Below are 12,760 nucleotides of genomic sequence, written 5' to 3'. Positions count from 1 at the left end.
AACCCATGCGCGCAATCACGATCACCGAACCCGGCGGCCCCGAGGCCATGCAGTGGGCCGAACAGCCCGACCCCACGCCCGGTCCCGGACAGGTCCTGATCGACGTGGCCGCGACGGCCGTCAACCGGGCCGATCTGCTGCAGCGGCGCGGCCTGTACCCGCCGCCGCCCGGATCCAGCGACATCCTGGGCCTCGAATGCTCCGGAGTGATCGCCGAGCTCGGCGAGGGCGTGAGCGGCTGGTCGATCGGCGACCGGGTGTGCGCGCTGCTCTCCGGCGGCGGCTACGCCGAGCAGGTCGTCGTCCCCGCCGGACAGGTCCTGCCCGTACCCGAGGGGGTGGATCTCGCGGTGGCCGCGTCGCTGCCCGAGGTGGCCTGCACCGTGTGGTCCAACGTGGTGATGGCGGCGGGACTGCGCCGCGGCGAGGTGCTCCTCGTGCACGGCGGCGGTGGCGGCATCGGCACCCACGCCGTCCAGGTCGGCAAGGCGCTGGGCGCGAAGGTCGCGGTGACCGCCTCGGCCGGCAAGCTCGACTACTGCCGTGAACTCGGCGCCGACCTGGCGATCGACTACCGCACGCAGGACTTCGTCGCCGAGGTCCGGAATGCGTTCGGCGGCGCCGACGTGGTGCTCGACAACATGGGCGCGGCCTACCTGTCCCGCAACGTCGACGTGCTCGCCCCCGACGGCCGGCTCGTGGTGATCGGCATGCAGGGCGGCGCGAAGGGCGAACTCAATCTCGGCAAGCTGCTCGCCAAGCGGGGGCACGTCCTCGCCACGGGTCTGCGGGGGCGACCGGAGACCGGCCGCTCCGGCAAGAGCACGATCGTCGCGGAGGTCCGTGAGCACGTGTGGCCCTTGATCGCCGAGGCCCGCGTCCGGCCCGTCGTCCACGCAGAGGTGCCGATCACCGAGGCCGGGCGGGCCCACGAGATGCTGGATTCCCCCGATACCGTCGGCAAGGTCGTGCTGCGGATCGACCGGCACTGATCCCGGTCCGCCGGATCAGGGGGCGGTGAGGTTGCGCAGTTCGCGCACGAGCTGGTCGAGCTCGTAGCGGGTGGTGTACGGGGCCAGTCCGACGGTCACCGCGCCGCCCTCGTCGCTGACGCCGAGCGAGTCGAGCAAACGACTCGTGCCGCGGCTGACCGCGACGGACGCGATGCGACGGTCGGCGAGATGCGCGGCGATCTTCTCGGCCGGCACCCCCGCGACGGTGAAGCTCAACGTCGGGACCCGGCTCGACGCACGACCGATCACCATCACGTCGGGCAGGTTGTCCAGCAGGCGCATCAGCCGCTCGAAGAGCTGGTCCTGGTAGCCCTGGAGCGAGCTGATCGACGTCTCGAGGCGCTCCCGCCGCGTACCCGTCGCCTCGTCGTCGAGGGCCGCGAGGAAGTCGACGGACGTGACGAGCCCGGCGAGCATCGCGAACTGGTGGCCGCCGACTTCGAGCCGCTCCGGACCGCGGGCGTGCGGATCCAGGGAGACCGCGGGGATCCGGTCGAGCTGCGCCGGGTCACGGAACACCAGGGCGCCGACCTGCGGTCCTCCCCAGGCGGAGGCGTCGAGGGCGAGCACGTCGGCGCCGAGCTCGTGGATGTCGACGTGCGCGTAGGGCGCGGCCCCCGCCGCGTCGACCACCATGAGTCCCCCGACCTCGTGGACCCGGTCGGCGGCGACGCGCACGTCCGGCGCGGACCCCACCAGCGACGATGCCGCGGTCAGCGCGACGAGCCGCGTCGTCGGGGTGATCAGTTCCTCGAACTGCCAGCTCGGCAGCTCGCACGTCTCGATCTCGACCTCGGCCCACCGCACCTGCGCGCCGTACCGGCTCGCGACGCGCAACCACGGCGCCACGTTCGCCTCGTCGTCCAGCCGGGACAGCACGAGCCCGGTGCCGAGCCCGAGCCGGGAGCTGAGCGACTCCGCGAGCCAGGCCAGCAGGACCGCCCGATCCGGTCCGAGCACCACACCGGCCGGGTCCCCGCCGACGAGATCGGCCACGGCGACCCGCGCCGCCTGCAGTAGCGACGCGCTCCGGCGGTTCGAGGTGTGCCGGCCCGCCGGGGACGCCGCGGCGTTGCGGAATGCCGTCGACACCGCTCGGGAGACCGCGTCGGGAATCTGCATTCCGGCCTGGGGATCGAGATGGATCCAACCGTCGCCGAGCGAGGGAATCAACCCCCGGATCCGGGCAACGTCGTAAGCCATGCGTGACACTCTAAATCCCGGTGTCAATCGGATGTCGTCCACGTCGGTCCTGCCTGCCCTCCGCAGGTGCACGTCGACGGGCGGAATGTGGGGCGAAACCTCTCGTATCGGGAACCTGACTCGGCAGGGGCAGCGGCGAGAGGACAAGATGGAACCATGACGCATTCGGAGAATGAGCACGTCCTCGTGATCGGGCCCGACGGCCGACCCGTCCCGGTCCCGCGCGACGGGACCGCCTCCGGTGATCCGCGAGAGTCGCCCGCAGAGCCTCAGGAGAAGCCGGACGACGGCGAGTCGCTCGCCGACATGGTCGAGCAGCCGGCGAAGGTCATGCGGATCGGCACGATGATCAAGCAGCTGCTCGAGGAGGTCCGCGCCGCGCCGCTCGACGATGCGAGCCGTGCCCGTCTGCGGGAGATCCACCAGTCCTCCATCCAGGAACTCGGCGAGGGCCTGGCGCCGGAGCTGCGCGAGGAACTCGAACGGCTCGCGCTGCCGTTCGGTCAGGACGAGGTGCCCTCCGACGCGGAGTTGCGGATCGCGCACGCTCAGCTCGTCGGATGGCTCGAAGGCTTGTTCCACGGGATCCAGACGGCGCTGTTCGCGCAGCAGATGGCGGCGCGGGCGCAGCTCGAGCAGATGCGTCAGGGTGCACTGCCGCCCGGCATGCTCGGGGGCGGACCGCGTCCCGACGAGCGGCACGGCCCCGGTCCGGGTGCACCCGGTACCGGGCAGTACCTGTAACGCCGGCCCGGACCCGATCCCCGGTAGGCTCGAACCTCGTGTCAGCTTCTGCCCTCGATCCCGAGCCCACCGCCGCGGACTCCCCGGTGGTGTCGGATTCGCAGACCTTCCGGCGCGGCCTGAAGGATCTGCGCGACGGCTTCGCCCAGCGCGAGCTGTGGCTCAGCCTGGCCTGGCAGGACATCAAGCAGCGCTACCGGCGCTCGGTGATCGGCCCGTTCTGGATCACGATCGCCACCGGTGTCCAGGCCACCGCCATCGGCATCCTGTACGCCGCGCTGCTGGATATTCCGCTCGACGAGTTCCTGCCGTACGTCACGGTCGGGCTGATCGTGTGGAACATGATCAGCGCCTCCATCCTGGAGGGCTCGGAGGTGTTCATCGCCAACGAGGGCCTGATCAAACAGTTGCCGTCGGCGCTGAGCGTGCACATCTACCGGCTCGTGTGGCGGCAGTTGCTGTTCTTCGCCCACAACCTGGTGATCTACGTGATCATGGTCGTCGCCTTCGGGGTGTGGCGGGACCTGACGTGGACGTCGCTCGCAGCGATTCCGGCGCTGGTCCTGATCGTGCTCAATGCCGTGTGGGTGTCGATCGTGTTCGGCATCTTCGCCACCCGCTACCGCGACATCGCGCCGATCCTGTCCAGCCTCACGCTGCTGCTGTTCGTCCTCACCCCGATCATGTGGACCACGCAGAGCCTCGAAGCGCAGGGCGGGGAGGCCGCCAAGCGCGTCAAGCTGGCCGAGATCAACCCGCTGTTCCACTATCTCGACATCATCCGGGCGCCGATGATCGGCCAGGATCAGCAGGCCTACCACTGGTACATCGTGCTGGCGATCACCGTGGTCGGCTGGGCACTGGCGCTGCTGGCACTGCGTAAGTACCGGGCACGCGTGCCCTACTGGGTCTGAGGGGCCGTCGATATGACCGAACATGTGAGCATCGAGACGCGCGGAGCGTGCGTCGACTTCCCGATCTTCGACGCGAAGACCCGGTCGCTGAAGAAGGCGTTCCTGGGCAAGGCGGGCGGCTCGATCGGCCGCAACACCTCCGACGTGGTGGTGGTGGAGGCGCTGCGCGACATCACCATGTCGCTGAAGGAAGGCGACCGCATCGGCCTCGTCGGCCACAACGGCGCCGGCAAGTCCACCCTGCTGCGGCTGCTCGCGGGGATCTACGAGCCCACCCGCGGCAGCGCCCGGATCCGGGGCCGCGTCGCGCCGGTGTTCGACCTCGGTGTGGGCATGGACCCGGAGATCTCCGGCTACGAGAACATCATCATCCGCGGGTTGTTCCTCGGTCAGACCCGCAAGCAGATGCTCGCCAAGATGGACGAGATCGCCGAGTTCACCGAGCTCGGCGAGTACCTGAACATGCCGCTGCGCACGTACTCCACCGGCATGCGTGTCCGCGTCGCGATGGGTGTCGTCACCAGCATCGACCCCGAGATCCTGCTGCTCGACGAAGGCATCGGCGCGGTCGACGCCGAGTTCATGAAGAAGGCCCGGGTGCGCCTGCAGAAGCTCGTCGAGCGCTCCGGCATCCTCGTCTTCGCCAGCCACTCCAACGAGTTCCTCGCGCAGCTGTGCGACCGTGCGCTGTGGATCGACCACGGCCGGATCCGCATGGAAGGCGGCATCGAGGAGGTCGTGCGCGCCTACGAGGGCGACGACGCGGCCGATCACGTGCACCACGTCATCGCCGAGCTGGAACGCGAGCAGGGTCTGCCGCAGGAGCGCTCGGCGTGAGTGAACGCATCGTCGGCGTGGTCGTCACCCACCGGCGGCGCGAACAGCTGGCGCAGTCCCTGAAGGTCCTGAGCGCCCAGACGCGGCCGCTCGACCACCTGGTGGTCGTCGACAACGCCGACGAGGCGGCGGTGCGTGAGCTCGTCGAGTCCTGCCCGCTGCCGACCAGCTACCTCGGGTCCAAGCACAACCTCGGCGGCGCCGGCGGCTTCGCGCTGGGGATGCTGTACGCGCTGTCGCTTGGCGCGGACCGGGTGTGGCTGGCCGACGACGACGGCCGTCCCGAGGGCCCCGACGTCCTCGCGACACTGCTCGACTGCGCGCAGCGGCACGGCCTGGCGGAGGTGTCGCCGGTGGTGTGCGACATCGACGACCCCGACCGTCTCGCGTTCCCGTTGCGCCGGGGCGTGGCGTGGCGGCGTCACCGCAGCGAACTCGGCGACGTCGAAACCGATGATCTGCTGCCGGGCATCGCGTCGCTGTTCAACGGCGCCCTGTTCACCGCCGCCGCGATCGACGCGGTGGGCGTGCCGGACCTGCGGCTGTTCGTGCGGGGCGACGAGGTGGAGGTGCACCGTCGCCTGGTCCGCTCGGGTCTGCCGTTCGGCACCTGCCTGCGCACCGCCTACCTGCACCCCAACGGCGCCGACGAGTTCAAGCCGATCCTCGGCGGCCGGATGCACACCCAGTACCCGGACAACGACACCAAGCGGTTCTTCACCTACCGCAACCGCGGCTACCTGCTCTCGCAGCCGGGCCTGCGCCGATTGCTGCCGCAGGAGTGGGTGCGGTTCGGCTGGTACTTCCTCGTCACCCGTCGTGACCCGGCCGCGCTGCGCGAGTGGGTGCGGCTGCGCAAGCTGGGCCGGCAGGAGCGGTTCGAGCGGCCCGCCTGATCGACCGAACGGTGTGTGGCCGAATGTCACATTGCGTCGATCGAACCGACGCGATGTGACATTCGGCCGTCCCGGGGGAGGGCGATTGCACCCTGTCGACCCACTGTCTAGGTTCGGGGCAAGATCTCGAGCACGGGAGGGCGCGATGCTGGGTCGGTGGCGGGCGACGACCCGGGGCAAGCTGCAGCGGGCCGTCGCCGAGGTCGTCGATCTCTCTGCGCGGCGCACCCGGGAACTGCAGGAGAACCACCACGACCGGATTCTCGCCGAGCTGACCGCGACCAGCGCGGAGCTGCGGCAGGTGCTGGCCGAACTCGCGCAGACCCGGTCCGAGGTGGGCCTGCTGCGGGAACGCGTCGCCGACCTCGAGCACCGGCAGCGCCGCGACCTGCGCTACGCGATGGACCACGCCGCCACCGACACCGCAGCGGCGTTCGCCGTCGCGAACATGCCCACCGCCGCCGTCCTCGACACCCCGCACGACACCCTGCGGTTCGCGCTCGACCGGGTGTCCCGGCCCGGCCTGGCCCTCGAGTTCGGCGTCGCGTCGGGCACCACCTTGCGGATCGTCGCCGACGCGCTGGGCGCGGACCGCCCGGTGTTCGGGTTCGACGTCTTCACCGGCCTGCCGGAGGCGTGGCGCAGCGGGTTCCCGGCCGGCGAGTTCGCGCAGGACGCCCCGCCGGAGGTGCCCGGCGCCGAGCTGGTGCCCGGCCTGTTCGCCGACACGCTTCCCCGCTTCCTCGCCGCGCATCCCGGCGACGTCGCGTTCGTCCATCTCGACGCCGACCTGTACTCGTCCACGACGACGGTGCTCGACTTGCTCGAGGACCGTCTGGTGCCCGGCACCGTGCTGGTGTTCGACGAGTTCTTCAACTATCCCGGCTGGCAGCAGCACGAGTACCGGGCGTGGACCGAGTTCGTCGCGCGCACCGGGGTCGCGTTCGAGTACCTGGCGTACACGGCCGACAACGAGCAGGTCGTCGTGCGGCTGGGGTGACTGTCATGGCCCCAGCCCGCACCACCTGGCTGACAGTGAAGGTTCATCGGATGCGACGCGTCGGCAACCACGACCGTCATGAGCTCGGCGACTCGGGTTCGGTGCCCTGCTCGAAAATTCGTGCCCAATTGTCGCGACTGGTGAGCTGTGGGAAGGCTGCCCGGTACTCGTCCTGCAGGCGGGGCGCCTCGGCGCGCAGCCGACGCAGCACCTTGACCGTCCGCATCAGCAGTTGCTTTGCAACTTCCTTGTCGCGCTGTCGAATTCGCACTCCGGACTGGGAAGCGTCAGTGACGACTGCGCAGTCGAACTTTGACACGTGCCACCAGTAGGCGTCCTCGCGGGGCACGGCCGCCAGCCCCGGCACGGTGCGGCCGAACCACTGGTCGATCGCCCGCTTCACCAGGATCGTGCGCATAAGGCTCGGCTCGCCCGGAGAGCGCCGCGTCATCAACTCCGCCGAATGCACCGGCGCCTTCGCCGCCGGGTGGTTCACCGTCTCGGGGTAGGCGGCGCGTTCCGCGCGTACCTGCGGCACCGTGGAGAGCCCACCATCGTCGAGGACGGAGGGACCGCGGAGGAAATCCTCGATTCCACGCAGGGTGGTCGCGGCCAGACCGTACTGCATCGCGACAAGAAACTCAACGATGTTGCGGAAGTACTGCTTGGACAACGCCTTCGCGTCCAGGTCGCTGTGCAGGGCGCCGACGACGAGGGCGTTGCGCGTGCTGAAGTAGCGCGCCCAGTCGTCGTAGTCCTTCCAGTAGAAATCAGCGTGCCACACGGCGGCATTGGGCAGTGTGACCGTGGCGTAACCGGCCCCGCGTGCGCGAACCCCGTATTCGACGTCGTCCCATTGGAAGAAGATGGGCAGCGGTAGACCGATCTCTGCGACGACCCGACTCGGGATCAGGCACGTCCACCAGGCGTTGTATCCCGCATCGACGCGGCGCTCCTGATTCCGCTCGAGCATGCTCGTGTTGTAGAGGGCCTTGGAGACCCGCCGCCCGTGCTGCAGCGTGGCGAAGTCGACCTCCTCGGCCCCGACGTTGAGGTAGTCCGGGTTGAGCAGGTACAGCATCTGCGCGCCCACCAGGGTGGGTTCGACGGTGCAGTTGGCGAACGCGCTGAGCCGCAGCACCGTTTCGGGTTCACAGAGGATGTCGTCGTCCATCAGGATGATGTCGGTGTCTGCACCCGTTGCGGACACCTCGTACAGGCCGCGGGTGAAACCGCCCGCCCCACCGAGATTCGGCTGACGGAGGTAGTGGAGCCGGTCGCCGAACCGCTCCGCGACCCGGGCGAACTGCTCCCGGTCGGCCACCGGATCGGTGCCCTGGTCCACCACGTACAGGGCTTCGATCGAGGAGAGCACCTCGTCGTCGGACGCGAGGGCCGTGACGGTCGCCGCGCAGTCGTCGGCCCGGTTGAAGGTGCAGATCGCCACAGCGACGGGCCGCACGACCTCCGGGGCGGGGGCCGCCCAGCGGACGTCGTCGATGTCCACGGCCGCCCCGACCGCGTCGAACTCGAGCCAGAGGGCACCGCCGTCGACGAATCTGTCGAGCGCACAGGACATCGTCACGATGCCGTCGCCGGTGGCCTCCTGCGTGTCCACTATCCGACGATGGCCGGCGATGTCCGACGCCGCTAGGCGGATCCGGCACGTACCGGCGGTAGCGATCCGGAACGTGACCCGAACATCGGTCACCGTGGTCCACCGCTGCCAGTAGCTTGCCGCGAACCGGCCGAAGTAGGTGTTGGTGTGTGCGCGCGCCCCGTCGTCGAGGTGCAGCGCGAACCGCTCACGGCGGCCGCCGCCGTCGAGCACCGCGTAGAGCCCGTCGTTGACGATGGGGGACGTCCCGGTGAACAGCCCACGTTGCAGGTCGAGCTGGCCTGTCGCGGCGCGGTCGACCCCCGGGTTCGCGGATACCGGTGCGGGTCGATTCATGACAAACTCCATACCTCGGTCGGGGATCATTTAGGCTGCTCGCGGCATCCCGAGGCTATCAATCCACGGCGGCGCCGGTCGCCTGTGCTGCTGCCGGCCCGATCCGCGCCCGGTCGTCGCGGAACACGAACTTGTCGTATGCCCAGTACCGGAAGACTACCGCGACGATCTGCCCGATCGCCGTGCCCGAGACATTGTCGGCGAGCGGGGTCGACAGGTCGAGAACATAGCGCGAGAACCCGAGGCACCCGAGTTGCAGGGCGATCGCGACGACGTTGAACAGCGCGTACAGCGCGTACTGGCGCAGCGCATTGCCGGAACGACGATGGGAGAACGTCCAGTACTTGTTGCCGACGTAGGTCACCACCGTGGCCACCCCGATCGCGACGATCTTGGCGGCGAGCGGGTGATCGAACATCGGGCCGCGGCCACCCCAGAAGACCAGCACGTTGTAGGTCCCGGCATCGACCAGGAATCCCACCACGCCGACCACGAGGAACACCCCGCCGCTGCGGAGCATCGAGCGGATCCGCCGAGCCGGGGAGGAGAGAGTCGACACGTCGCGAGGGTACCCGCCTGCCCACGCGGATTCTGTATCGGTGAGGCCATCGACTAATCTGCCTCCACGACGCATCCGATCAGCATCGACGATCCGAGGAAGTTCAGCCGGTGGATTACTCCACATTGCGGGTGGCGGCGATAGTGCCCTGCCATAACGAGGAAGCTGCCGTCGGCAAGGTCGTCAGCGACCTCAAGGCAGCTGTTCCCGGGATCGCCGTGTACGTCTACGACAACCTCAGCACCGACGGCACCGCCGAACGCGCCGCCGAGGCGGGGGCCATCGTGCGCCGCGAGGACGTCAAGGGCAAAGGCAACGTCGTGCGCCGGGCCTTCGCCGACATCGATGCCGACGTCTACGTGATGATCGACGGCGACGACACCTACGACGCCTTCGCCGCGCCGAAGATGATCGAGACCCTCCTCAGCGGTCCCTACGACCACGTGCTGGGGGTTCGCACCCAGGACGCGGACGTCAACGCCTACCGCTCGGGTCACGAAGCTGGCAACAAGGTGCTCAACGGCGTCGTCGGCTGGGTGTTCGGCACCAACGTCCACGACATGCTCAGCGGCTTCCGCGTGTTCTCGCGCCGCTTCGTCAAGAGCTTTCCGGCCGTGTCCCGGGAGTTCGAGGTGGAGACCGAACTGACCGTGCACTCGCTGCACCTGCGCGTGCCCCAGACCTCGGTACAGGTCGGCTTCCGGGATCGGGCGGCGGGCAGCGAGAGCAAGCTGCGCACCTACCGCGACGGAACCAAGATCCTGTCGCTGATCGTCGATCTCGCCCGGCACGAGCGCCCCGTAGCGTTTTACGGTCTGTTCGGCACGCTGAGCCTGCTCCTGTCGGTCGTGCTCGCAGTGCCCATCGTGATCGAGTTCTACGAGACCGGTCTCGTACCGCGGTTCCCGACGCTCTTCCTCGCGTTCACACTCGTGATGCTCGGCTGCCTGGCGTGGACCGCCGGGCTGATCCTCGACGGAATCCGGCGTTCGCGGCACGAGATGGCCCGTCTCCTCTACCTCCGCGGCGCCCTCCCCGGGGAGACCGTGGACCGTGAGTGACAAGTCCACCCTGGCGACCGAACCGGAGACGCTCGAGCCCGGACTAGCCACCCCGCAATCGCCCCGGCGCCCCCTGTTCGGCGCGGCCACCATCGCGTTCCTGATTGTCGCCGCCATCGGAGGCACGGTCTTCGCCGTGATCACCCCGGCCTTCTGGGGGCATGACGAGATCACCCAGTTCGGCCGCGCCTACCAGGTCGCGCACGGGGGAATGCTGCCCCAGCAGATCCCGGACGACCGGGGTGTCGCCTACGGCGGCGACGTTCCCGTCTCCGTCGACGCGCTGATGGCCTACGCGCTGAACGACTACGCGAACAACCCTCCCGAGCCCGAGCCGATGGTCGAGTCGCCGGAGGATTACGACCGGCTGGAGTCGGCAGCGGTATCCGACGGGCGCGCGACGATCTGGTTCTCCAACACCGCGGCGTACTCCCCTGCCACCTACCTGCCCTCGGCAGCGGGAATCCGGATCGCCGAAGCCCTCGGCTCCAGTGTCGGCGGGCTCCTGCTGTCCGCACGCCTCGCCGGCCTCGCCGCTTACCTCGCACTCGCCGGGTACGCGATCAACACCCTGCGCGCGTACCGCATCGGCTGGCTCGCGTTCACCCTCGCCCTGCTGCCGATCGCGGTGTTCCAAGCCGGCACCATCACGGCCGACACCGTCACCAACGGCGTGGCGCTGACGGTCTCCGCGCTGCTCGTCAAAGCAGTGTTCCTCGGCGCTCGTCTCACCCGGCCGGAAAGCGCCGTCCTGCTCGCCTCGGCCGTGCTGCTGCCGCTGTGCAAGCCGACGTATCTCCTGCTCGCGATGCTGGTCGTAGTGGTTCCGGTGGCGCGGCTCGGCTGGACCCGTCGGATGCGGTGGCTGCCCATCGTCGCCGCCGCCGCCGGTGCCGCGCTGTTCCTGGCCTGGACGAAGATCTCGGCCGGGACCACGGAGGGCATGGGGCGGATGCGGCCGCAGGCGCAGTGGTACAGCGTCGTCCCCGAGGAGCAGCTGTCCGGGGTCCTGCACGACCCTGCCCACTTCGTCGCGGTGTTCTTCCGGACGCTCATGCTGCGCGACCAGCTCTACTTCATCCAATTCTTCGGCGAACTCGGATTCGGCTACGTGCAGGTGCCGGGCACCGCGATCGTCAGTGCGCTCCTCGCGATCGTGCTCGCCTTCGGGATGTCCGAACGCCTGCGGTCCAGCGCCGCGCAGACCTGGATCACAGCGGCTGTGGTGCTGCTGACCGTCGGGATGATCTTCGGGACGCTGTACCTGTCCTTCTCCCCCGTCGGATACCACTTCATCGACGGGGTGCAGGGTCGCTACTTCATCCCCATCGCGTTGGTCGGAGCCGCCGTGCTGCTGCGCTGGATACCGCTGCGCGTGGTCGGCGCGACGGGGGCCCCTCCGGGGCGCGGGACCGCCGTCGCGGTCGTCGCCCTGACCGCGACCTCGCTGCTCGCAACGATCCTGCGGTACTACTTCGTCGTCTGGTGAGGTCCTGAGCCTACGTCGGCTCCGCACGCGCTCACCGATTCGCGCGCGGCATATCCACGTTCCGTCGCGTCCTTCTGCGGCCGCCACCAGTGCTCGTGCGTGCGGTACCAGTCGATCGTCGCGGCCAGGCCCTCGCGGAAGTCGCGGTAGCGCGGCTGCCAGCCGAGTTCGGTGCGCAGCCGGGTCGCGTCGATCGCGTAGCGCAGGTCGTGGCCGGGCCGGTCGGTGACGAAGTCGAAGTCGCCGCGGTCCCTGCCGCACAACTCGAGGACGGTCTCGACGACGGTGCGGTTGTCGGTCTCCCCGTCCGCGCCGATCAGGTAGGTCTGCCCGATCTCGCCCTTGTCGATGATCGTCCACACCGCCCGGTTGTGGTCGTCGACGTGGATCCAGTCCCGCACGTTCGCCCCGGTGCCGTACAGCTTGGGCCGCACCCCGTCGAGGACGTTGGTGATCTGCCGCGGGATGAACTTCTCCACGTGCTGGTACGGGCCGTAGTTGTTCGAGCAGTTCGAGATCGTCGCCGCCACCCCGAACGAGCGCACCCACGCCCGCACCAGCAGATCCGAGCCGGCCTTGGTCGAGGAGTACGGGCTCGACGGGTTGTAGGCGGTGGCCTCGGTGAACCGCGCCGGATCGTCGAGGTCGAGGTCGCCGTACACCTCGTCGGTGGAGATGTGGTGGTAACGCACCGAATGCCGGCGCACCGCCTCGAGCAGGGTGAACGTGCCCATCAGGTTGGTCTGCACGAACGGCGACGGATCGGCCAGGGAGTTGTCGTTGTGCGATTCGGCGGCGAAGTGCACCACCAGATCCGACTCGGCCACCAGCTCGTCCACCAGGTCGGCGTCGGCCACGTCGCCGCGGACGAAGCGGACCTGCTCGGCGACCGGGTCGAGGGAGGCGAGGTTGCCGGCGTAGGTGAGCTTGTCGAGCACCGTCACCTGCGCCTCGGGGCGGTCGGCGACGGTCCGATGCACGAAGTTCGCACCGATGAAACCGGCACCGCCGGTGACGAGCAACCGCATGCGGCAACCCTACCGGCGGTGCGGTCGTTGGTCCGCGTCCACCCCGGATGGGAGACTGCCCG

At 69.2% G+C, this 12,760-nt stretch carries 12 protein-coding genes; 8 read left to right on the top strand and 4 right to left on the bottom strand.

Translation table 11 applies throughout. The features are described 5' to 3' along the window. The first annotated feature begins 5 nt into the window (after positions 1–5). Positions 6–992 carry an NAD(P)H-quinone oxidoreductase gene (locus F1734_RS03390; RefSeq protein WP_010596153.1) on the top strand — a complete coding sequence of 329 codons (987 nt, stop codon included), beginning with the start codon at positions 6–8 and terminating at the stop codon, positions 990–992. A 15-nt stretch (positions 993–1,007) separates the two neighbouring features. Here the strand turns inward: F1734_RS03390 and F1734_RS03385 are convergent, their stop codons facing one another. After that, complete coding sequence (locus F1734_RS03385) at positions 1,008–2,216, bottom strand: cysteine desulfurase-like protein (protein WP_017682062.1); 1,209 nt, start codon at positions 2,214–2,216, stop codon at positions 1,008–1,010. A gap of 156 nt (positions 2,217–2,372) precedes the next feature. Between F1734_RS03385 and F1734_RS03380 the strand changes: the two genes are divergently transcribed. The 5 genes from F1734_RS03380 to F1734_RS03360 all read left to right on the top strand — a co-directional run bounded on the left by F1734_RS03380 (position 2,373) and on the right by F1734_RS03360 (position 6,607). Further along, entirely contained in the window at positions 2,373–2,960 is a 588-nt protein-coding gene (locus tag F1734_RS03380) for a bacterial proteasome activator family protein (RefSeq protein WP_010596155.1), read from the top strand. A gap of 38 nt (positions 2,961–2,998) precedes the next feature. After that, positions 2,999–3,874 (top strand): galactan export ABC transporter permease subunit Wzm/RfbD, encoded by an 876-nt coding sequence (gene wzm / locus F1734_RS03375; protein WP_026138070.1) that lies wholly within the window; start codon positions 2,999–3,001, stop codon positions 3,872–3,874. Positions 3,875–3,886: 12 nt separating this feature from the next. Continuing rightward, positions 3,887–4,711, top strand: coding sequence for a galactan export ABC transporter ATP-binding subunit Wzt/RfbE (gene wzt, locus F1734_RS03370; protein ID WP_203011360.1), 825 nt, complete (start codon positions 3,887–3,889; stop codon positions 4,709–4,711). Next, positions 4,708–5,607 (top strand): galactofuranosyltransferase GlfT1, encoded by a 900-nt coding sequence (gene glfT1, locus F1734_RS03365; RefSeq protein ID WP_203011359.1) that lies wholly within the window; start codon positions 4,708–4,710, stop codon positions 5,605–5,607. Before wzt ends, glfT1 begins: the two co-directional genes overlap by 4 nt. A 145-nt stretch (positions 5,608–5,752) precedes the next feature. Further along, complete coding sequence (locus F1734_RS03360) at positions 5,753–6,607, top strand: TylF/MycF/NovP-related O-methyltransferase (protein WP_124258823.1); 855 nt, start codon at positions 5,753–5,755, stop codon at positions 6,605–6,607. A 76-nt stretch (positions 6,608–6,683) separates the two neighbouring features. Here the strand turns inward: F1734_RS03360 and F1734_RS03355 are convergent, their stop codons facing one another. Further along, a complete protein-coding gene (locus F1734_RS03355) occupies positions 6,684–8,561 on the bottom strand; it encodes a glycosyltransferase (protein WP_124258824.1) in 1,878 nt (625 codons plus the stop codon). Positions 8,562–8,619: 58 nt separating this feature from the next. Next, on the bottom strand, positions 8,620–9,120 hold the full coding sequence (locus F1734_RS03350; protein WP_238424095.1) for a GtrA family protein: 501 nt from the start codon (positions 9,118–9,120) through the stop codon (positions 8,620–8,622). A gap of 110 nt (positions 9,121–9,230) precedes the next feature. Between F1734_RS03350 and F1734_RS03345 the strand changes: the two genes are divergently transcribed. Both F1734_RS03345 and F1734_RS03340 read left to right on the top strand, forming a co-directional pair. Continuing rightward, complete coding sequence (locus tag F1734_RS03345; RefSeq protein WP_124258826.1) at positions 9,231–10,181, top strand: glycosyltransferase; 951 nt, start codon at positions 9,231–9,233, stop codon at positions 10,179–10,181. Next, positions 10,174–11,670, top strand: coding sequence for a DUF2142 domain-containing protein (locus tag F1734_RS03340; protein WP_124258827.1), 1,497 nt, complete (start codon positions 10,174–10,176; stop codon positions 11,668–11,670). Before F1734_RS03345 ends, F1734_RS03340 begins: the two co-directional genes overlap by 8 nt. On the opposite strand, the gene rfbB is transcribed toward F1734_RS03340, so the two are convergent. Next, positions 11,652–12,698 (bottom strand): dTDP-glucose 4,6-dehydratase, encoded by a 1,047-nt coding sequence (rfbB, locus tag F1734_RS03335; RefSeq protein ID WP_203011358.1) that lies wholly within the window; start codon positions 12,696–12,698, stop codon positions 11,652–11,654. The genes F1734_RS03340 and rfbB overlap by 19 nt on opposite strands. Between the last annotated feature and the right edge of the window lie 62 nt (positions 12,699–12,760).

This window comes from Rhodococcus ruber (genome assembly GCF_016804345.1).
In the GTDB taxonomy this organism is placed as follows: Bacteria; Actinomycetota; Actinomycetes; order Mycobacteriales; family Mycobacteriaceae; genus Rhodococcus; species Rhodococcus ruber.
Note: the sequence above shows the minus strand (reverse complement) of the source record. Positions and strands in the feature narration are given on the sequence as shown.

Excerpts from the sequence above, each read along its gene's own strand:
- F1734_RS03355 (WP_124258824.1), bottom strand. The coding sequence starts at position 8,561 with ATGAATCGACCCGCACCGGTATCCGCGAACCCGGGGGTCGACCGCGCC.
- F1734_RS03360 (WP_124258823.1), top strand. The coding sequence starts at position 5,753 with ATGCTGGGTCGGTGGCGGGCGACGACCCGGGGCAAGCTGCAGCGGGCC.
- rfbB (WP_203011358.1), bottom strand. The coding sequence starts at position 12,698 with ATGCGGTTGCTCGTCACCGGCGGTGCCGGTTTCATCGGTGCGAACTTC.
- F1734_RS03390 (WP_010596153.1), top strand. The coding sequence starts at position 6 with ATGCGCGCAATCACGATCACCGAACCCGGCGGCCCCGAGGCCATGCAG.
- F1734_RS03380 (WP_010596155.1), top strand. The coding sequence starts at position 2,373 with ATGACGCATTCGGAGAATGAGCACGTCCTCGTGATCGGGCCCGACGGC.
- wzt (WP_203011360.1), top strand. The coding sequence starts at position 3,887 with ATGACCGAACATGTGAGCATCGAGACGCGCGGAGCGTGCGTCGACTTC.
- F1734_RS03385 (WP_017682062.1), bottom strand. The coding sequence starts at position 2,216 with ATGGCTTACGACGTTGCCCGGATCCGGGGGTTGATTCCCTCGCTCGGC.